General features: G+C 44.3%; 20 protein-coding genes and 1 tRNA gene. 2 read left to right on the forward strand and 19 right to left on the reverse strand.

Features of this window, described 5'->3' with window-relative positions; all coding sequences use genetic code 11:
• Positions 1-25 precede the first annotated feature (25 nt).
• The 17 genes from ACTNA4_RS02150 to ACTNA4_RS02230 form a co-directional block, all read right to left on the reverse strand.
• On the reverse strand, positions 26-697 hold the full coding sequence (locus ACTNA4_RS02150) for a response regulator transcription factor (RefSeq protein ID WP_427808582.1): 672 nt from the start codon (positions 695-697) through the stop codon (positions 26-28).
• Positions 698-701: 4 nt separating this feature from the next.
• Positions 702-1,466 (reverse strand): hypothetical protein, encoded by a 765-nt coding sequence (locus tag ACTNA4_RS02155; RefSeq protein ID WP_427820200.1) that lies wholly within the window; start codon positions 1,464-1,466, stop codon positions 702-704.
• Positions 1,467-1,716: 250 nt separating this feature from the next.
• Positions 1,717-1,787, reverse strand: a tRNA-Gly gene (locus ACTNA4_RS02160).
• Positions 1,788-1,947: 160 nt separating this feature from the next.
• Positions 1,948-2,115 (reverse strand): hypothetical protein, encoded by a 168-nt coding sequence (locus ACTNA4_RS02165; protein WP_427808586.1) that lies wholly within the window; start codon positions 2,113-2,115, stop codon positions 1,948-1,950.
• A 38-nt stretch (positions 2,116-2,153) separates the two neighbouring features.
• Positions 2,154-2,768, reverse strand: a complete 615-nt coding sequence (locus ACTNA4_RS02170; protein WP_441028353.1) for a tocopherol cyclase family protein — start codon at positions 2,766-2,768, stop codon at positions 2,154-2,156.
• A gap of 365 nt (positions 2,769-3,133) precedes the next feature.
• On the reverse strand, positions 3,134-3,736 hold the full coding sequence (locus ACTNA4_RS02175) for a hypothetical protein (protein WP_441028355.1): 603 nt from the start codon (positions 3,734-3,736) through the stop codon (positions 3,134-3,136).
• Positions 3,694-3,885: a hypothetical protein gene (locus ACTNA4_RS02180; RefSeq protein WP_427808592.1), complete on the reverse strand. Its 192-nt coding sequence runs from the start codon at positions 3,883-3,885 to the stop codon at positions 3,694-3,696. Before ACTNA4_RS02180 ends, ACTNA4_RS02175 begins: the two co-directional genes overlap by 43 nt.
• 496 nt (positions 3,886-4,381) lie before the next feature.
• On the reverse strand, positions 4,382-4,519 hold the full coding sequence (locus ACTNA4_RS02185) for a hypothetical protein (RefSeq protein ID WP_427808594.1): 138 nt from the start codon (positions 4,517-4,519) through the stop codon (positions 4,382-4,384).
• A gap of 626 nt (positions 4,520-5,145) precedes the next feature.
• Positions 5,146-6,156, reverse strand: a complete 1,011-nt coding sequence (locus tag ACTNA4_RS02190; protein ID WP_441028358.1) for a glycosyl hydrolase 53 family protein — start codon at positions 6,154-6,156, stop codon at positions 5,146-5,148.
• Between the two features lie 32 nt (positions 6,157-6,188).
• Positions 6,189-6,407, reverse strand: coding sequence for a hypothetical protein (locus tag ACTNA4_RS02195; protein ID WP_441028360.1), 219 nt, complete (start codon positions 6,405-6,407; stop codon positions 6,189-6,191).
• Positions 6,380-8,212, reverse strand: a complete 1,833-nt coding sequence (locus ACTNA4_RS02200; RefSeq protein ID WP_441028362.1) for a hypothetical protein — start codon at positions 8,210-8,212, stop codon at positions 6,380-6,382. The genes ACTNA4_RS02195 and ACTNA4_RS02200 overlap by 28 nt, the downstream gene beginning before the upstream one ends.
• A gap of 58 nt (positions 8,213-8,270) precedes the next feature.
• Positions 8,271-9,077 carry a carbohydrate ABC transporter permease gene (locus ACTNA4_RS02205; protein ID WP_427808612.1) on the reverse strand — a complete coding sequence of 269 codons (807 nt, stop codon included), beginning with the start codon at positions 9,075-9,077 and terminating at the stop codon, positions 8,271-8,273.
• A 16-nt stretch (positions 9,078-9,093) separates the two neighbouring features.
• Positions 9,094-9,993: a carbohydrate ABC transporter permease gene (locus ACTNA4_RS02210; protein ID WP_427808600.1), complete on the reverse strand. Its 900-nt coding sequence runs from the start codon at positions 9,991-9,993 to the stop codon at positions 9,094-9,096.
• A gap of 85 nt (positions 9,994-10,078) precedes the next feature.
• On the reverse strand, positions 10,079-11,386 hold the full coding sequence (locus ACTNA4_RS02215) for an ABC transporter substrate-binding protein (protein WP_441028364.1): 1,308 nt from the start codon (positions 11,384-11,386) through the stop codon (positions 10,079-10,081).
• A 217-nt stretch (positions 11,387-11,603) separates the two neighbouring features.
• A complete protein-coding gene (locus ACTNA4_RS02220; protein ID WP_441016847.1) occupies positions 11,604-12,113 on the reverse strand; it encodes a hypothetical protein in 510 nt (169 codons plus the stop codon).
• A gap of 4 nt (positions 12,114-12,117) precedes the next feature.
• Positions 12,118-13,050 carry an AraC family transcriptional regulator gene (locus tag ACTNA4_RS02225; RefSeq protein WP_441016850.1) on the reverse strand — a complete coding sequence of 311 codons (933 nt, stop codon included), beginning with the start codon at positions 13,048-13,050 and terminating at the stop codon, positions 12,118-12,120.
• Positions 13,051-13,073: 23 nt separating this feature from the next.
• Entirely contained in the window at positions 13,074-13,901 is an 828-nt protein-coding gene (locus ACTNA4_RS02230; protein WP_441016853.1) for an AraC family transcriptional regulator, read from the reverse strand.
• Between the two features lie 205 nt (positions 13,902-14,106).
• Here ACTNA4_RS02230 and ACTNA4_RS02235 point away from each other — a divergent pair, with 205 nt between their 5' ends.
• Positions 14,107-17,205 (forward strand): glycoside hydrolase family 2 TIM barrel-domain containing protein, encoded by a 3,099-nt coding sequence (locus tag ACTNA4_RS02235; RefSeq protein WP_441028365.1) that lies wholly within the window; start codon positions 14,107-14,109, stop codon positions 17,203-17,205.
• Between the two features lie 134 nt (positions 17,206-17,339).
• On the opposite strand, the gene ACTNA4_RS02240 is transcribed toward ACTNA4_RS02235, so the two are convergent.
• Both ACTNA4_RS02240 and ACTNA4_RS02245 read right to left on the reverse strand, forming a co-directional pair.
• Positions 17,340-17,918 (reverse strand): N-acetyltransferase family protein, encoded by a 579-nt coding sequence (locus tag ACTNA4_RS02240; protein WP_441028367.1) that lies wholly within the window; start codon positions 17,916-17,918, stop codon positions 17,340-17,342.
• A 21-nt stretch (positions 17,919-17,939) separates the two neighbouring features.
• Positions 17,940-18,839, reverse strand: coding sequence for an N-acetylmuramoyl-L-alanine amidase family protein (locus ACTNA4_RS02245; RefSeq protein WP_441028369.1), 900 nt, complete (start codon positions 18,837-18,839; stop codon positions 17,940-17,942).
• A 199-nt stretch (positions 18,840-19,038) separates the two neighbouring features.
• Here ACTNA4_RS02245 and ACTNA4_RS02250 point away from each other — a divergent pair, with 199 nt between their 5' ends.
• The gene (locus tag ACTNA4_RS02250; RefSeq protein ID WP_441028370.1) at positions 19,039-19,599 is read left to right on the forward strand and encodes a TetR/AcrR family transcriptional regulator C-terminal domain-containing protein; all 561 of its coding nucleotides are present in this window, start codon (positions 19,039-19,041) and stop codon (positions 19,597-19,599) included.
• The last annotated feature ends 18 nt before the right edge of the window (positions 19,600-19,617 follow it).

Genomic DNA, 19,617 nt, shown 5'->3' on the forward strand with positions numbered 1-19,617 from the left:
GCCGCCTCCCGTTTTCTATATTTTCTTATACGGATAAAAGATATCCCTGCCCTCTCTTTGTCACAATGACATCCTTCATTCCGATTTCTTCCATCTTCTTGCGTATTCTCGTCATATTTACGGTCAGGGTATTGTCATCGATAAATGCCTCATTGTCCCACAGTTCATTCATGATATCTTCTCTGGACACGATACTGCCCTTGGACCGGATCAGACATTTCATGATCTTCAGTTCATTTGCAGTGAGCTCTACTGCCTTCCCATCTTTCTCCACCTGACTCTTCGACAGATTCAGTACAAAACTTCCACAGCTAATCCGATCCTGCATAGCCAGATTTCCGGTTCTTTTCAAGATACCCCTGATCTTCGCAAGAAGGATCTGCGTGTTAAATGGCTTCGTCACATAATGGTCCGCCCCATAATGCAGGGATAAAAGTTCATCCATCTCACTGTTTCGGCTGGTGATCATAATGACCGGAACATCCGACGCCTTCCTGACCTCTTTCAGCAGATACTCCCCGTCAACATTCGGAAGGTTGATATCCAGCAGGATCAGATTCGCATCCGCGCCGAGAATCTCCTCCAGCGTCCGTTCGAAATTCTCCAGTCCAAATGCCTCATACCCATTTCGCTGTAGGAATATCTCCAGCTCATGTCTTAATTTTTCATCATCTTCAACAATCAATATTTTCTGCATAACATCACTCCAATTTTGTCAGATTCAGATTCGCCCCGAACAGCATTTTGATAATCCATACAAAAAACAGAATCACAAGTATCGGGATAATGCAGGAAGTCACCAGCATGATCGCAAGCGATTCCAGGAACTGATTCAACATCTGCTCAGCCTGTTCGGTAATTCCGGACACCCCGTCTTTGATCTTCGAGAAAATCCCCGTTGAGCTTTCCTCTTCTTCCGCACTCTCCTCCAATTCTTCCGCCGTTTCTCTCGCCGAATCAATGGTCTCGTTGATGGAAGACTGGTATGTTGCTTCAATCAGATTTGACACCTTGACACTTGCAGGGATAATCAGAACGATCGCACACGCAAAAGCCAGCAGTTTATTTGCCATCCTCCTGCATGCCCTTCCTTTCACAAAAACGCTGGACGAATACAGCACACACGCGGCGGGAATCAAAACCACGAACGCCGCATATCCCGTAATAGTGACCAGATACTTTTCCAGATAAATCGCACAGAGAACGATGAGGAAATAGCCGCTGAGATCGGCAAGCTTCTCCGCGATCGGCGTCGCTGTATCGCCCGGAATCAGAGTAATCGCCGCCGAAGTTGCCGTTGAAGCCGCAGTGAGCTCCATGACCGTCGTTTTCTTCTCATCCAATGACCGGATCGTATTCGCATGTAGCTCCGGGGAAGCTGCATATTTTGCTAACACAAAGATCGAAATGCAGGCGATTAAAAGCGGAATCACGAATTTTAAAATTTTTGTCGTCGTATTTTTCATTTTGTTTGTTCCTTTCTGAGATGAATTTGTTCCTTGCCAATTTGATCTTGATAAAGATTTTGTCTTTGAATTTATTCTATAACAGAACTGTAGCCTGTGGCAACCGGTTCTTTGTGAACACTCTTATCTACTCATCCCGCCACCTATAGAGATAGGAGATTTCCTGCTATATCTTGTTAAAGATAATTAAGAATCAGAATAAAAAAACGTAAGGACTTCTTAAAATAGAAGTTCTTACGTCATCATAATAAGCAGATAACGGGAGTCGAACCCGCCTTTCCAGCTTGGGAAGCTGGCGTTCTACCGATGAACAATATCTGCATGCTATTAGTATAGCATTTTGAGGAAAAATTTCAAGCATTCTTTTAAAATGATTAGAAAATAATACATGTTGTCATAAAGCTCATACTTAACACCCTACCACACATCCGAGCCCATCATGAACCATATCGTCCCACTCAAACATTCCTTGCACAGTCCCTCATTTTTCTTTTCTCCTGTCGTAGCATATTATATTGTGAAATGCCATAGATTTGCGTTCATCTTCCGGTTCCTCTTCCTCAGCATTTTCCATATACCGCTTCCAGCAGGCCCGGCATACCATCGTTCCCTCCGGCACATACTCTCCACAACATACACAATAATCCAAACCATTCACCTCCGGTATAAAGTATATGCCGAATAGGATTATGAATATTCATATTCAAAGGATGCCCGTTCCGTCTCGAAAGCAAATACAGATTCCCCCTGAATGTGTAATCGGTAAAATGCACGACAAGATGCGCTTTCATGAATAGTCCGCACCATATTTCCCAGCTCCGGCGCTTTCAAAGGATAACCACCGGTTTCCAGAAGTCTTACTTCCAGCTCCATCCCTTTTTGTACAACCCGAAGTCTGCCATCTGCATTTTCAACCACTCTCGCACCCAGATACGTCGCAAATCGAAATTCTTTTCCACGCCACCAAACAATTCCTATAACACCAGTAAAAGAAATGCTTTTCCCTATGAAAGGAAATCCCAGTACCGGAATTTCCGCCACAGACAGCATCAACGAACCTCCCCGAAAGAAGCAATGGGTCCAGACATATTTCTTCGGAAATGAATAGCCGCGGTCTCCCTCCCAATACCCCAATGCATGGTCAAATTCATAACTCTCACCATTCAGCATGATCCTTCCAAAAACCGAATGCTGCATACTCCAGACACTGTGGCAGCACTCCATAAACGGAGCCAAAGAAAACGGCCCCATAATATCATATTTCAGCGGAGTCAAAGCACCATAACTCAGCCTGCCCTCCACAGCCAGTTCCTCAGTATGAATCGAGAGTTCCATACCATAAAGGCTAAAATGATTCCGACCAATATCAATGCACTTATTTTTTCTATTGAATTTCTCAGCGGGAAATGTCTCAATCCATACCTGACTGTCCGTTATAAGCTGAATAGAACACGTAACTTTTCCTCCGACCTGATGTTATGCGTCTGGTTCTGGTTCTCCGGTTCCTTTTTGTGGGTTATACTGTTGAACTCGTTCAGGTTCTTTTGTCGGTTTTGTCTTTCCATCTCTTTTTTATTTGTGTTCAAAATAATCACCTCAAAGGATAGTTTGAACATTTTTTTTAGAAATATACAAAAGGGGTGGCTGGGGGACGGGTTCATAGTCACTTAACAGCTACACATCCTTTCTTCCATTAACTTCTCAACAATCTTCTTCTCGTCATAATCGGCAGTATCTTCTATCACATCACATATTCTCTTTATTTCAGGAAGTTCCCTCTCCAGCTGATCAGCTATTGTCTCTGGAGTAAGTCCTCTTTTGATCTTCCTGCATACTAGGCTTACTAAAAGAACCAGTTCGCCCTTTTTCTCGCCTTCTAATTCTCCCTCTTCTCTCGCATAAGCCAGTTCTTCCCACTTCTGCATAAGCTTCACTCCTACCTTTTCCGATCCCTTAACTGTTCGGACTCTGTCATGAATCTTCTTTATTTTCTCACTCTTTACCTTTTCGGCTACTTCATCTGTCGTATGATTGATGTATTCCATCAATTCCAGAAATTCTTCTGTAAAGCCTTCCGGATTCTTTCCTTTCGTGTTTATGAAAATGCGTCTCGCGCCATCATCCAGCCTCAGTTCCGGCACTTCTACGCATCTCTCTTCAAACGTATAGCGATACAATTCATACCCGAATATGTCAAACGGCGATATCAGTATTGTCGTAAGATCTTTCAGTTTATTGAAATCCGTACTCCCCGGTTCCAACAAAGACACATCGATCTGTCCCTGATAATAACGGCTTCTTTTCCGCAGATTATTTCCAATTCCTCTACGGTCTCATCAAACAAAAACCGGTCTGTCAAATTCATCGCGTCTAATTTTGTCTTTACCTCTGCCGGTGCAGTAATATTTTGTCCTTGCATGTGTTTTCCTCCTTCTGCAATTGTCTTACAGGAAAACATATCACTTCCAGGTATAGTCTCTTCTTTGATATGAAATCCTGCAATATTTTATGGTAGTTTCAAGCAGGATTTTCAGAAAAGAAGTAGACGGAACTGAGTCCATAGACAGCGGTAATACCGCAAAGATAATCCTTTATGAAATTCGCATGCTTTGTTATTATCTTAGCATGTGCAACGTTTGTTTTCAATTATCATTCTCTAAAAAATATAGAAACAGATCATTCACTTTTTCACCTTCCAGTGTGCCAGATTTATGAAGTGGATAATTCCTCCGATTAGTCAGACCAGAGTATTGAAAATTACACTATCAGTCTCAATCCTTCCCATACCTAAAGTAAACTGGATTTCTTCAATAACGATATTTTATCCCATACTGAAAATGCACTTGCTTCATTTTTATAAGACACTGTTGTCAGCATATAAAATAACCGCTATTCCAGCTAAATAATCAAATTATCTATATCTCTATGGCAAGCGCTTCAAAAATAAAAGCAAATAACATAATAATAACCGTTATGCCCAGAAAAAGTCTGTAAGCCCTTGCAATATCTTTCTTTTTACATTGTTCCTTCAAGCTTTTACCTTTTTGTTCCATTCGTATTTTTTTCTTGCATTTAAGAAATAAAACAACGATTATGAATGTTGCCACACCCCCAATTACAGTTGTTACACTTTGCTTTGTTCCATAATTTACAGATTTCAGCCACAGCAAATTCGTAAGTGTGTATGCATTTAAGATCAAAAACAATCCTATTAATATTTTTTACTCGATGGGATATATATTTTTTTATCAAGATCATTCAGTAGCTCTAATAGACAAACTAATTCGAAGCATAAAGCCATCGTAAAATAGCTCAGAAATGCATGTTTAATATATAAAAACTCTGCATATTTAACCAACTGTGCCATTACTGCAAAAATGAAATCAATGTAGCTCAGATTGACCGGATCTATCTCGTCTTCTAAAAAAATTGATAACTTCATACTCTGATTTAATCTGTTCTTTCAGTCGGTATAATTCCGTTGACTTTTCAGAGCCACGATGCCCCATAAATAAAATCTTCATATATGGGTTATTGCTATAGCACAGATTTAATTTGACTTTTTCAATTGCATTTGACCCGTCCAAACCACCAAAAAAAAGCGAAAGACCTACCGTCACCCGGCAGAATCTTTCGCTTGATAAAACGAGTCAATTTAATTTACCAAATCCAATTAATATCATTCAGCCGCCTGCATATCATCCCGATAAGCCGTCAATGCTTTATTATACTTAAGCCTCTTATCCCCGACAAGCTTTGCTGCGCTCAGAGGATAGTGATCCGGCAGGATCGCAGATGTCGCCTCCGGTTCCCAGTAGAAGATGCATATCTCCTCCTGGTCTTCCATCTCCTTCATCGCTTCGATGGCATCTTTCACAATTTTGTAACTTTCTTCTTCATCCTGATCCGGACCGCCGACTTCGGCGATCAGAACCGGTTTGTGGTATTTCTCAGAATACATTTTCAGCCATCCTGCGAGTTTTTCCTTGCTGCTTTCTATTTTTTGCCAGTAAGGATAGTAGGAAAATCCCAGGATATCGGTCTTCCCGTTTTGAGCGAAGAAATTATCCAGGAAGGGAACGCATTGTTCTTCTTCGACGACAGCGGCAAGATGTGTGACAACCTGGCTGTCCGGACATACTTCTTTTACAGCATCATATCCTGCGTTCAGGAAACGTACCAGTTGTTCCGGGGCCTTTTTCAGGTTTCCGTGGGGCCACATGATTCCATTGTTGATCTCATTGCCGACTTCGACCCATTCCGGATACACGCCACTCTCTTTAAATAAGGAAAGTACTTCTCTCGTATGTGCTGCAACGCGTTCGATGAGCTGTTCGTCTGTATCGTGTTCCCACGCCTTCGGCGGATCCTGAATTTCCGGATCTGCGAAATGGTCGCTGTAGTGGAAATCGATCATGAGCTTCATGCCCTGAGCTTTTACGCGCTTTGCCATATCAAGCGTGTTTTTTGCATCACAGAATCCCAGCATACAGGTTTCATTTTCTCTTTTCTGCCAGTATGCCGATTCCGGCGGGTTCACAAATACGCGTAAGCGCACGGCATTGACTCCCAGTTCTTTTGAGGCTGCAAGAATATCGGTTTCTTCTCCGTTTTCATTCAGCCATCGGTATCCCATGGATTCCAACTGTGATGCCCAGCCGAGATCCACTCCATAGACCATTTTCTTCATAATAAAGCTTTCCTCCTTATGTCAGCAGATGACTAATCGAAATCATATTTCGTAAATCTTTTATGCATTGCTTTATATTTGGTTCTGACCATCTCATTTCCTGCGAGAACATCTTCTTCTTTCCCGGTAAACTGACACCGCAGACAATAATATTCGTCCTTCTCTTTATCGTAGAACATATCAATATCCAGATCTCTCATGAAACAAGACGGACATCTGTAATTTAATTTGCCTTTTCCAGCTTGAGCCATGTCGTAAAGACCTCCTTATCTGCAACTTTCTTCTTATAACCAAGAGTAAACATTGGAGAAAAAGCATATCCTTCACGAACATAACCTTCTCCGCCTTTTGATGCCTCCATAGATACTTTCGTCTCGATTGCAGGAATCACCGCAGATACTGCATCTGCATCCGCAAGGCTTTCTTCTCTGCATTTATACGCATAGATGATTTCTTTCGGATCCTCGCCCTCACAGCGGAGAACAATTCCATTCATATCCTCCGGATACTCGGTCGTTCCATAGCATGCTACCATATATTCGTTGATTTCTACCTGTGCATCCGGATTGCTCATTTCAAGGATCTCCCGTTCAATTCGAATGGTTCCGGTTCCTTCTTCAAAATACAGTCTGCTCTGAAGCTTCAGTGTCAGATCGCTGAATTCAATTTCTACCGGATCCAGTGTCAGAATTCTGGTATTACCTTCCTGTGAGAAATGTGCTTTCGTACGGCACAGACACAAGTCTACTTCTTCACCCTGATAGCAGATCTTTGCGCTTCGGATCGTTCCTTCTCCCGCATAATGTGTAAAGTAACCTGCGCGGTACTTTTCCTGGATCAGGAATGGATAAGAAGCATCCTGCACATGTTTGGTTCCGATGCCGACTTCCCATTTCAGTTTGGCAGCATACGGTCTGAGGTCCACGATTGCCCCGCCTTGGTCCATATTGACACCAACTCGCATATATGGGTCTGTATACCAGAACAACTGCTTGTCAGAACCATAAAGGATGTCCCTCCAAAGAGCACATTCCGGCTCGGTGTAGGTCTTCTTCTCGCGGTAATAGTCAGCAAATTCAGACATGGTCATGTCGATCAGTTTGCCCTGTTTTTTCAGCTCGCCATAATATTTACAGCCATCGGAATAAGATTTCAGAAGCAACTCATACGGAGCTTCCCATCTTCCCATCTTATTCATCCAGCCAGGTCCGACGAACATCATGTTATACGCATAACCGTTGTTATACTTTTCCTGCGCACGATACTGATCGATCAGATTATACAGATATGGATATTCCCATGTCTTGGAATCATAAATCATACCGCGCAGCACGTTCTGCGGATGTGTACCGAAATTGGATCCGTTTCCGTCGTAGCATGCCAGAAGGTCTCTGGAAAGATGCGGGATCGCAACGATTCCACTGTCCTCCGCCTCATTGGCCGCCGGTGCATGTGTGTTCTGTTTGGAAGGAATCCATGGCGCCCACGGACCACCGTCAAACAGTGTGTACCAGGAATTGTTACAGGTATGGTATGCTTTCGGACCTTCTTCCCAGCAGGTAGCGATCGCACATTTTACAGAAGGATATGCTTCCTTAATGTAGTTTGTAAGATCCGCATCCATATAATAAGATCCTGTTGATTCCGGATAGAAGCCGAATCTTTCGTGGAATTTTTCAAAGACATCATCCACGATCTTCTTCTTGTCTTCCATTGAAAACATCCAGATACAGAAATCTTTTGTTTTATATTTTTCTCGGAACTGTTCACACGGAAGTCCGAGCAGCGAGAGTGCGATCTCGTCTCCATATTTCTCATGATCGTCTTTTGCAATCTGAACTGCTTCATCATTGAAAAGCGATGCATAGGTCATGTGGATCGTGACCTTCAGGCCATTTTCATGTGCCAGTCTTTGCTGTGTCTTGAAGATGTCCAGAGATTCTGTCAGAAGCTTTTTATCCCCGATATCTTCTTCTTTTCCATGACCGGTCACCGTAGCGGAATACTCCGGAACCATCTCAGGCCTGTGGATTACATTCAGAATGAATTCACCCATTTTTATTCCCTCCTAATCTAGTTATATCGAAATGTTGAAATAAGAATTTTTTCATGGTTTATTTTACCGCTCCGGTCAAACCTTCAGCGAACTGTTTCTGCAGAATGAAGAAGATTACCATCGTAGGAACTGAACAGAACAATACGCCGAGCATCAATACGCCGTAATCGGTCGTGTATCCGGATGCCAGGTTTGCAATCAGCATCGGCATCGTCTGCGCATTTGTGTCTGTCATGATTACCTTCGGCCACAGGTAGGAGTTCCATGCATTCATGAATGTTACTACTGCTGCTGCAGCGTAGGTTGACTTCATCATCGGCATATACATGCGGAAGAAAATCTGAATTTCTCTAAGGCCGTCGATTCTGGCCGCCTCCATAACATCGACCGGGAAGTTACGCGAGTTATTTCGGAACATCATGATCAAAAACGGAGTCGATATGGCCGGAAGGATGAAGCCCCATACAGAGTTCAACAGTCCCATTTTTGAAACCATCCGGAATAATGGAATCATCGTTGCCACACCCGGAATCATCATGGCAAGCAGAAGGATCGTAAATACAATATCTTTCTTCTTGTCATGATATAATTCAAAACCAAATCCTGCCAGTGAGCAGATGAGAAGCGCCAGAATCGTCTGCACGAATGCATAGATAAAGGAGTTCCACATCGTTCCCCAAAGGTCTCGCCCGGCTGTAAGATTTGCAAAGTTTGTTGCAAGATAGGTTCCCGGAAGCAGGCGTCCCTGCGCCACATCGAAGGATGTATTTGTTGCTGCGGAAATCATCCAGTAGAACGGGAACACCGAAATAAATGATACAATTATGAGGAAAACATAGGTCGGAATCAACCGGCGCTGGATCATACTTCTGTTCTTTTTCTCAGTCACGTGTATCACCTACTTTCATGTTAATTAATGCCAGAATACCTACCATAATAAATACGAAGAATGCCATAGCTGTTGCATAACCGAAGTTGGCAACACCGGTACCGAACGTATTATTGTAAATATAATGTGACATTGTGATGGTCGAATTTGCAGGGCCACCGTTTGTAAGGTTTACAGACTCATCGAAGAGCTGCAGTGTACCGTTGATTGACATAATGAATGTCATGATGATTGTCGGTTTCAGAAGCGGAACCGTAATTCCCCAGAATGTCTTCCAGCCGTTTGCGCCGTCGATCTTTGCCGCTTCATATACCGAATATTCAATGTTCTGCAGGCCTGCCAGATAGAACACCATATTGTAACCGGTCCATCTCCAGATCAACGCGATAATGATAACCGCCTTGGCGCTGGTCGGATTTCCCAGGAAATTGTAGTTCTGTGACAGGATTCCCAGATTCACGAGAATCGTATTGATAAGACCTTCTGTAGCAAATAAAGATTTAAAAATCAAAGAGTAAGATACCAGCGCTGTTGCACATGGCAGGAAAACGCATGTACGGAAGAATCCTTTGAATTTCAGATCTCTGTTGTTCAAAAGCTGTGCCAGAAGAATCGCAAGTACCAGCATGATCGGAACCTGGATGATCAGATATAAAAATGTGTTTCCTACAGAACGAAGAAACAGTTTATCCGAAAACATTCTCACATAGTTGTTAAATATCGGCTGATTCCACTGCATGTTCGCACTGGAACCGGTCTTCAGTGACATCAGAAATGCACTGATCATTGGCCAGAAACTCATCACTGCAATCAATACAGTTGCAGGAGTAAGGAAAATCCATCCTGCTCTGGACTGTTTCTGAAGTAAAGTTAATCCTCTCTTCTTTTCCACTTTATGTCCCCCTATCGGTAAGAAAAGAGGGGAAAACGGAAATCGTTTTCCCCGTTTGCCTTAGCTCAATCCTAATATCTTTGAATTAGTTGCCCATTTCGTGATTCAACTGATCCTCAGCAAGCTGAAGTTCATCATCAATATTTCCGCCGTTGATAATGTTGATGATTGCAGCTGCGATCTGTGTACGGCAGGTATAGTGATAATCACTCTGTTCAATTGTCTGAACATGAGTTCCCATTTCTACGATTTTTGCATAGATTGGCTGATCGTTGAAGAATGCAACGCCCTGATTGTATACATCAGACTCACCTGCCGGAGCATAACAAGAAATTACACCGCCGTCTGTAAGAGCCTTGTCATATGTAGCGGTGCTTCCGCCAAATGTGTATGCAAGGAAGTCTTTTGCAAGTTCTGTCTTCTTGCAGTTTGCTGTAATGTAAAGAGAAGCGCCACCGTTAGAAGCATATCCCTCTGCACCTGTCAGAGTCGGCATCGTTGTGATCTCCCATTTACCGCTGTTAGCTTCAACCTTTTCCATGGTCGGAATGATCCAGTTACCGTTCATAACGCCTGCAACCTGATCACCCTGGATTGCCTGGTCTGTGTAATCTGACCAGCTGTTGGAAAGAAGGAGCACGCCTTCTTGAGCCATTTTCACGATTGTCTGAACAACTTCCTTCAGAGTATCATTTCCAACAATGTACGGTTTTCCGTCTTTGAACTGAGATACACCCTCTGCCTGAAGCATCAGATATACAAGGTCATTGCCGTCACCGTCCATACACATCAGATATTTTCCTGTCTTTTCTTTTACTACTTTACCGATCTCAATGAATTCATCCCATGTAATTCCGGTCATGTCATCGATGGTATATCCACATTCTTCCAGAAGGTCAACACGATAAGCAGTGATAACTGCACCGTTGTCTACCGGCATACCGAAATGCTTGCCATCAATTGTAGAATACCCCAGCTTTTCCTGTGAGAAATCATCCCATTTTACATCTGCATCGTTGATGTCCTGCCATGCATCCGGGTAGTTTGTATAGTAGTTTGCAAACCAGTGATCCTGGAACAGAACCATGTCCGGCAATGTCTCATAATTGCCTGCTGATGCAGCGGTTGTGATCGCCGTCTCAATGTCAGCTGAGCCGGACTGTTCTTTGATTTCAAGAACGAAATCCGGATTCACATTCGCCTTGTAATCCTCGGCTGCAGCCTGAAGAGCAGGGATGTTGAATGACGGATCCCATGCCGCAACCGTCAAAGTGTTTTCATCACTGCTTGTTGCCTCTGAAGACTCTTCAGAGCTTTTGCCGCCTCCGCATGCTGCCAGAGAAAGCACCATGGTACCGGCGAGAAACAATGCCATCAATTTCTTTTTTTTCATACTGAATCCTCCTTTTTCTTTGAAATGCATTTGTGCACATCGCTTAATTTCCGCATTTCTTTTTGTGTTTCTCTAGGCACAATTATACTTGCCCATATTATTTAATTGCGGATATATTCAATTAAAAAAGAGGCATTTTCAATCATTTATTCGCCTTTCATTCGACGTTTTACACAAAAAAGACCAGCATCCCGAAGGATAACTGGTCATTTTACCGTCATGAAAGGAAAACTTTTTGTGGATACATACGTTTTATAGCAGCAATCATATCATCTTCCAGGTCCAGGAGTAATTTGATTTTCTTTCTGTTTTCCATAATAATCATAGTATAATAAGGTATTTCCGGCTCATAGGAAGTATAGTCGAATTTCGGAAGTATTTCTGTCCCCCCGTTTTTCCGGTATTTTGCCACCGCATCATGCCAGTTCGGCGCGAGCACTTCCATATCTTTCAGATTCAGCACATGTACTTCCCTCCGATGCCGTTTTGCCTGTATAACAGAAATTGTAAATTGATTGCCTTCCATCACATATTCATAATCTTTCACGGCATATGTATCATATAAAAAATACATCCCCGCTGTCAAAAGTGCCAGAAACAGCATCCCTCTGTCAAATATGATGCCCATAAGCACAAAAAGCACACAGAGGACGATCATCACATTCTTCAATACTTTTGTGGAAGTCTTGATCCTCTTATGCACCTGTTTCACCATTCTGTAATCCATGTTGCTACCATCCTTTCAATGCACTGATATTAAAATCCATCATCTGTCCGGCATAATTTTCCGGCGATTTTTTCCACTGATACGGTGACATGCCTATGATTCGCTTAAAATTACGGTTAAAAGTAGACACATTGCCATAACCGACCCGGTAAGCAATTTCGTCCATCGTTGCATGTTTCTTAAGAAGAAGATTGCATGCCTCGTGAATCCGTATGGCATTGACATAATCATTGGGCGTCATATTCATGCACTCCTGAAAAATCCTTCGGAAATGACTTTCACTGATATTGCACACATCCGCAAGGTCCTGTATACGGATGTTTTCATCATTATAATGAGCTTTCACATAATTCAGTGCCGGCACGATCTGAATATTCCGCGGATTCTTTCTGGACATCTTACTGTTTACATTATGGATCCGGATCAATTCTACTGTAAAAGACTGAAGAAGTCCACGAACCTTCTCATGATACATATATTCTTTTCGGTAATTCTCCTCGCGGATCTCCATAATAATATTGGATAATGTCTGATATTCTTCTTTCTGGTAGAACAGTGGTTCCGAATAAATCATATTCAACAGCTTTTCCGTATCAAGCTTATTGTGCGACATTTCATTCATATCCTTTATCACATTGTCCATGTCAAAATACATCCACTCCCAGTAGGCAACGGTTCCTTTATCACTTGTATTATTGTGTGGATAATTCGGGGGAATGATCAGAATACTGTCCTTCTGAAATGTACAGTTCTTGTCACGCAGCGTACATTCCCCATGTCCGTTGTAGCATACTCCGATCTCCATATAATTATGGAAATGAAGATCCACGATATCCTGCCCGTAAGGACGGATCCAGTCTTCCCCAAGCAGTGCGAGAACCTGTGTATTTGGTCCCATCTCATAAAACCGGAACTGCATTTTAGCTTTCTTTTTCATCACCATTTCTCCCTGTCACGAACTCATTTCATGCATCTGTATTCCGACGGTGTACAGTTCTTATATTTCTTAAACACCTTCGAAAAATACAAATTATCCTCAAACCCCACTGAATGTGCAATGCTTCCCACCGGAAGTTCTGTTTGATTCAGTAGCTGGCACGCCTGCCTGATCCGGTACTCCAGAAGATATTCTTTCGGAGACTGCTTCATCATCGTGCGAAACAGACGAAAAAGATAACTTCTGCTGATTCCCGTATAAACTGCGACATCTTCCACCGTGATCGGATATGAATACTGTTCCGCGATATACTGTCTGGCCCGCTCCACATAATGCTGCTGAAGATTGTCTGCTTTTTCTTCTCCCTTCGAATGCTGCATCAGATATCCCATCAGCGAGTAGAGTGCCCCCGTCATGGCAACCGCGTCACGAAATGTATTTCCATTCGCATTGTACACTGCCTGGATCTTCCGGAACAGCTCGTCGCTGATCAGTCTCTGATCCAGAACCGGATTCTTCTTTGAAAAATCGGTATTTGCAATCATAGAATAGGCATCCGTGCCCGCAAATCCTACCCACGCATACTCCCACGGTTCCTCCTCATCCGCGCGATAACTGGCTTCTACATTTGGAAACAAAAGGAACGTATCACCGGCATTCAGATGATACATTCTTCCCTCAAGCACATAACTCCCCTTTCCGCGAATAACATGATGGATCAGATAGTGATCCCGGATTCCGGGGCCCCACTGATAACCCGGATGGCATTTTTCATAACCGGTATTGTATACAGACAACGAATTCAGGAGTTTGTCGGTAGCATAATATTCATATTTGTATGTATCTGCCATATTCCCCTCCTCTGTTTTCGCAGCCATCTTACGATACGATTGTTTCTTTTCTTTTTTTAGTATAATGTATATAAAGTCGAAATACAACATTTTTCCATATACTGGAACCAAATTTATATTGCACAATTCGACTCTGTTGCTCATAATGAAAGTAATATCAACGAACAAGAATCAATCCGATGCGAGATTCTACAGGAGGTTTACCATGTTTGATTACAACAAATTAAAAGACAGCACCTTTTTCAAAGAAAATGTTCTCCCGGCTCACTCCGACCATGAATATTTTCCGGATGAAGAACATTTAAGAAACAAAGAAAATCCATTTCGCTTTTCACTGAATGGTATCTGGAAATTTTCCTACGGCCGGAATCTTTCTGATACAGTCAAAGATTTTGAATCTTTAGAACATGACTGCAGAAACTGGAGTGATATCCGTGTACCTGCCCATATTCAGATGGAAGGCTACGATATTCCTGCATACGTTAACACCCAGTATCCATGGGACGGTCGTGAAGACATCTGGGACGGGGAGATCCCGACCGAATTTAATCCGACTGCAAGCTATGTGAAATACTTCCGTGTACCGGAGCACATGAAGGGCCAGCCGTTATTCATTTCCTTCCAGGGTGTGGAAAGTGGAATGGCGCTCTGGCTGAACGGACACTATGTCGGATACAGTGAAGACAGCTTCACTCCTTCTGATTTCGAGCTGACGCCTTATCTGACGGAAGGCGAAAATAAATTAGCCGTCCAGGTATACAAATGGACCAGCGGAAGCTGGGCGGAGGATCAGGACTTCTACCGTTTCTCCGGCATTTTCCGGGATGTTTTTCTCTACACCAAACCGGCTGTACATATTGATGATCTGAAAATCCGTACCCTGCTGGATGACACCTGTTCCACAGGAGAACTTTTGATCGATGTCCGGTCTCTTGGAAATGGAACCGTGAAAGCCAGACTGACCAGACTGCCTTTATACCATTTTCCGGGCAGCACAGCTGACGATCCGGGCGATGAAGCGGCGGACAAATTTGCCGAAGCCGAATTTACCCTCTCTGACGGTGAAGGCCATCTCAGCCTTTCTCTCCAAGGCTTCCGGCTCTGGAGCGCCGAAGTGCCGAACCTGTATGAACTTCTTCTGACCGTTGAGGATGAAGCAGGAAAGATTACAGAAGTGATCGCAGAAGGCGTCGGTTTCCGCCGTTTTGAACTGAAGGACAGCCTCATGCTCCTGAATGGAAAGAGAATCGTATTCAAAGGCGCCAACCGCCATGAATTCAGCACATTTGCAGGCCGCGTTCCGCAGCCGGAAGAGCTTGTTCAGGATGTGGTTACCATGAAACGCCACAACATCAACGCGATCCGTACCTGCCACTATCCGAACGATTCCAGACTTTATAAGTTGTGTGACGTATACGGTCTCTACCTGATCGACGAAAACAATATGGAAACCCACGGTTCCTGGGATGTTGTGATCCGCGGAGGCGATTATGAATATGCGATTCCGGGGGACAAACCGCACTGGGAAGCACCACTTCTTGACCGTGTCAATTCCATTTACCAAAGAGACAAGAACCATCCGTCTGTTCTGATCTGGTCCTGCGGAAATGAGTCCTACGGAGGAAGCGTGATCAAAAAAATGTCCGATAAATTCCGGGAACTGGATTCGACCCGCCTTGTGCACTACGAAGGAGTCTTCCAGGATCGCCGCTACAACGATACAAGCGATATGGAAAGCCAGATGTATCCTTCGGCTGCCAGAATTCAGGCCTTCTTAAACGAGCACAGGGACAAACCGTTCATCTGCTGTGAATACACGCACGCCATGGGAAATTCCTGCGGCGCCATGCATAAATACACAGATCTGACGGACACAGAACCACTCTATCAGGGAGGATTCATCTGGGATTATGTAGACCAGACGATTACCAAAAAAGACCGTTACGGACAAGAATTCCAGGCATACGGCGGTGACTTCGGCGAACGTCCGACCGACTACAACTTCAGCGCCAACGGAATCGTATACGGCGGCGACCGTACTCCGTCTCCGAAGATGCAGGAAGTCAAATTCAATTATCAGAACATTACCGCAGAAGTAAGCCGTGATAAGGTTCTTGTCATCAACAAAAACCTGTTCACCAACACCGACACCTTCCGCTGCATCGTCACACTGGCCAAAGACGGAAAGCAGATCCGCAAAGCCACACTTGCAACAGACGTTGCACCGTTATCCAGCCGGGAATACGATCTGCCGATCCCTGAACAGACAAAAGCCGGTGAGTATACCGTAACCGTATCCTTCCATTTAATAGAGGATACCCTATGGGCTCCGGCCGGTCATGAAGTTGCATTCGGACAATTTGTATACACCGTTTCAGAATCTGACCGTGCGCTTTCTTATTCCTGTGAAAAACCGGTCAAAATCATCAGAGGAAAAGTCAACATCGGCGTAAAAGGCGAAAACTTTGATGCACTCTTCTCCTATCTGACCGGTGGACTGGTATCCTACCGGTATGCAGGTGTGGAAATGATCGAGAGCATTCCAAAACCGAACTTCTGGCGCGCCCCGGTAGATAACGACGAAGGAAACGGAATGCCGATGTTCTACGGCCAGTGGAAGCTCGCAAGCCTTTATCTGTCGCACAAAGATTTCCTTTCTTCTGCTTCCGGACCTGTGAAATCCTATGACCCGGTGCTTCAGGAAAACGAGAACAGTGCAACCATCACATTTACCTATGTACTGCCGACGAAACCGGTCGCAGACTGCAAGGTAGCCTACACCGTATATGGGGACGGAACCATCGAGACAACCTTATCCTGCGATATCCCGGAAGGTCTGGGCTCCATGCCGGAATTCGGAATGATCATGAAGATCAATGCCGATTACAATCAGCTGGAATGGTACGGAATGGGACCGGAAGAAACTTACGCAGACCGGTGTAAAGGCGGCAAACTCGGCATCTACAAGAATCAGGTTGCCGATAACGTTGCACGCTATATCGTTCCGCAGGAGACCGGAAATAAGACCGGTGTCCGCTGGGCAAAGGTGACAAACAAGCGGAACCGTGGACTGTTATTTACCGGCGACGGTATGAATTTCTCTGCCCTCCCATGGACACCGCATGAGATGGAAAATGCCCGCCATCCATACGAACTGCCAGCTGTACATTACACGGTGATCCGTACTTCCCTGGCACAGATGGGAATTGCCGGAGACGACAGCTGGGGTGCGAAAACACACCCGGAATACCTGCTTCCGGCAGACGGACATATGGAATTTACATTCCGGTTTAGAGGAATTTAATTAAGAGAGAGAGACATGGGGACAGGTTCAGTGACTCACAAGTGAGTCACTGAACCTGTCCCCATGTCTCTCGGTTTTTTTGACTATTTTCTTCTCTGGGTCCGTAACCCCCCCCCAGACACATGAACAATAATTTATCCGCCATGCCGGACAGAACCAAAATCAACCACTTCCGGCTGATTCTCCAGATGTTCCCCGATATGCTTCTCCATCCACACCATGTCATACCAACGGTGAAACTTATATCCACACTTATGAAATCTTCCCACCATCTGATATCCCATTCTTTCATGAAATCTCACACTATCGTCGGTCAGATAGCGGTCTTCGGATGCCGGGTACGCGATGCAGGCATTCACATTTACGATGTTCATCTTCTTCAGTTCGCTCTCCAGTGCCTGATACAATTTCCGTCCGATTCCAAGCTTCCGTTTGTCCCGTTTCACATAAACAGATACTTCGACCGCCCAGTCATATGCTTTCCTTTCATGAAACGGTGACGCATAGGTATAACCGACAATTTCCTCTCCCTGTATCGCCACCAGATATGGATAACGGCACAGAGTTTTCCGGATTCTTGCAGTAAATTCTTCCACTTCCGGCACTTTATATTCAAAAGTGACTGCCGTTTCTCTGACGTAAGGTTCGTAGATTTTCAACAATTCCTCTGCATCCTCTTCCCGCGCTGTGCGGATCGTAATACTATTTTCCATAATACTGTTCCTTTTTCTTCCTTACTGGATTCCAAAATAACGGTCCATTCCATTCGCGACACCGGTCACGATCTGATACTGATATTCATCTGTTGCCATCCGTTTATCTTCCTCCGGATTCGTCATATACCCCATCTCGAAGATCGTAGTCGGCACTTCAGCCCAGTTGATCCCGCTCATCGTGTCCGTCTCCCAGACCCGTTCGATTCTTGCACCGGTCGCCTCGACGGCGCAGTTCAGAATACAATCCGCCAGATTCCTGCTCTGTGAATAAAGTGCTCCGTTATACGGGTTTTCCGGAGTCTGGCAGATCGTCATCATCCCCTGTGCACTACCGGAATCAGAACCGTTTGCATGAATACGAATAAAGGCATCCGCCCCGTCCTCATTTGCCATCTTTGCGCGCTCAGCATTGGAAATGTTTACGTCGTTCGTCTCGCGGATCATCAGCACCCGATACCCACGGTTTAAAAGCTCATCCCTGAGTTTCAGAGAAACCTGCAACGTCAGTTCGTACTCAGGAATTCCTGTTACAATGCCGCTTGTTCCGCCTGCAACCTTTGCCTTGGTCTGGGAGGCTCCCGGCCCGACCGGCTCCTGCTCACTGTTTCCCTGCCTCTGATGCCCGGCATCAATAGCGATCAGATATCCGTTCCTCGGATTAGTTTCCGGTGATTCCACATCTGCCTGCCCGCTGTCTTCTCCGGGCTCCGGCTCAGTTTCCGGTTCAGAGTCCTTCCCGGAGTCTTCCCCTTCTCCTGCCTGCGGATTCTCTGTGCTTTCTTCCTCTTCTATTTTCTCTTCTGTAATTCTCTGCTCCGTTTTCTCACTTTCAGGCTCATTTCCTGTGTCTGTCTTTTGGCAGCCGGCGCCAAGCAAGGTAAGTGCCAGCGCCAGAATCAATAATTTCTTCCCTTTCATTCTTGTCTGCTTCCTTTTACATGTTATATGACATCCGTCATTTCACATTTTGATATTCTTTGATTATTTTCATAATCTCCTTCCATCATAAATTGCTTTTCTTCTTCTGTCAATTCCATATCTTCGGTTGACGGAAGGGACTGAAATAGTATATATTTTTATTAATGGAGTTAATGAAAAACGCTGAGGAGACATGAACATGGCAAAATCAGAAACTACGAAATACCGACTGGCCGAATCCATCAAACAATGTATGAAGACCACCTCTGTCGATGACATTACTATTCGTCAGATCGTGGAGAACTGCGGGCTGACACGCCAGACCTTTTACCGCAATTTTCTTGACAAATATGACCTGATCAACTGGTATTTTGATAAGCTTCTTCTGAAATCCTTTGAACATATGGGAAGCGGCGAGACGATATTTGAAGGACTGAAACGAAAATTCGATTACATACAGGAGGAGCGGGTATTTTTCGCTGCTGCTTTCCGGTCCGATGCGCAAAATTCTCTGAAAGAACATGATTTCGAACTGATTTTAGAATTCTATTCCGATCTGATCCGAATAAAGACCGGTCATGCTCCGGACAGCGAGATCCGTTTTCTTCTGGAAATGTACTGTCAGAGCTCCATTTACATGACGGTCAAATGGGTGCTGAGCGGCATGAAATCAAGCTCCGAAGAACTGGCACGCATGCTGGTAAAAGCCATGCCCGCCAGACTTGAGAAACTGTTTACAGAGCTGGATGTTTTATCATAACATACTGTTTTCAGAGAC

The organism is Bariatricus sp. HCP28S3_A7 (assembly GCF_052066375.1).
In the GTDB taxonomy this organism is placed as follows: domain Bacteria; phylum Bacillota; class Clostridia; order Lachnospirales; family Lachnospiraceae; genus Allocoprococcus.

Excerpts from the sequence above, each read along its gene's own strand:
- ACTNA4_RS02185 (WP_427808594.1), bottom strand. The coding sequence starts at position 4,519 with ATGGAACAAAAAGGTAAAAGCTTGAAGGAACAATGTAAAAAGAAAGAT.
- ACTNA4_RS02220 (WP_441016847.1), bottom strand. The coding sequence starts at position 12,113 with ATGGATTACAGAATGGTGAAACAGGTGCATAAGAGGATCAAGACTTCC.
- ACTNA4_RS02190 (WP_441028358.1), bottom strand. The coding sequence starts at position 6,156 with ATGAAGAAAATGGTCTATGGAGTGGATCTCGGCTGGGCATCACAGTTG.
- ACTNA4_RS02240 (WP_441028367.1), bottom strand. The coding sequence starts at position 17,918 with ATGGAAAATAGTATTACGATCCGCACAGCGCGGGAAGAGGATGCAGAG.
- ACTNA4_RS02235 (WP_441028365.1), top strand. The coding sequence starts at position 14,107 with ATGTTTGATTACAACAAATTAAAAGACAGCACCTTTTTCAAAGAAAAT.
- ACTNA4_RS02155 (WP_427820200.1), bottom strand. The coding sequence starts at position 1,466 with ATGAAAAATACGACGACAAAAATTTTAAAATTCGTGATTCCGCTTTTA.
- ACTNA4_RS02215 (WP_441028364.1), bottom strand. The coding sequence starts at position 11,386 with ATGAAAAAAAAGAAATTGATGGCATTGTTTCTCGCCGGTACCATGGTG.
- ACTNA4_RS02180 (WP_427808592.1), bottom strand. The coding sequence starts at position 3,885 with ATGCAAGGACAAAATATTACTGCACCGGCAGAGGTAAAGACAAAATTA.
- ACTNA4_RS02200 (WP_441028362.1), bottom strand. The coding sequence starts at position 8,212 with ATGGGTGAATTCATTCTGAATGTAATCCACAGGCCTGAGATGGTTCCG.
- ACTNA4_RS02150 (WP_427808582.1), bottom strand. The coding sequence starts at position 697 with ATGCAGAAAATATTGATTGTTGAAGATGATGAAAAATTAAGACATGAG.
- ACTNA4_RS02250 (WP_441028370.1), top strand. The coding sequence starts at position 19,039 with ATGGCAAAATCAGAAACTACGAAATACCGACTGGCCGAATCCATCAAA.
- ACTNA4_RS02195 (WP_441028360.1), bottom strand. The coding sequence starts at position 6,407 with ATGGCTCAAGCTGGAAAAGGCAAATTAAATTACAGATGTCCGTCTTGT.
- ACTNA4_RS02230 (WP_441016853.1), bottom strand. The coding sequence starts at position 13,901 with ATGGCAGATACATACAAATATGAATATTATGCTACCGACAAACTCCTG.
- ACTNA4_RS02225 (WP_441016850.1), bottom strand. The coding sequence starts at position 13,050 with ATGAAAAAGAAAGCTAAAATGCAGTTCCGGTTTTATGAGATGGGACCA.
- ACTNA4_RS02205 (WP_427808612.1), bottom strand. The coding sequence starts at position 9,077 with ATGATCCAGCGCCGGTTGATTCCGACCTATGTTTTCCTCATAATTGTA.
- ACTNA4_RS02245 (WP_441028369.1), bottom strand. The coding sequence starts at position 18,839 with ATGAAAGGGAAGAAATTATTGATTCTGGCGCTGGCACTTACCTTGCTT.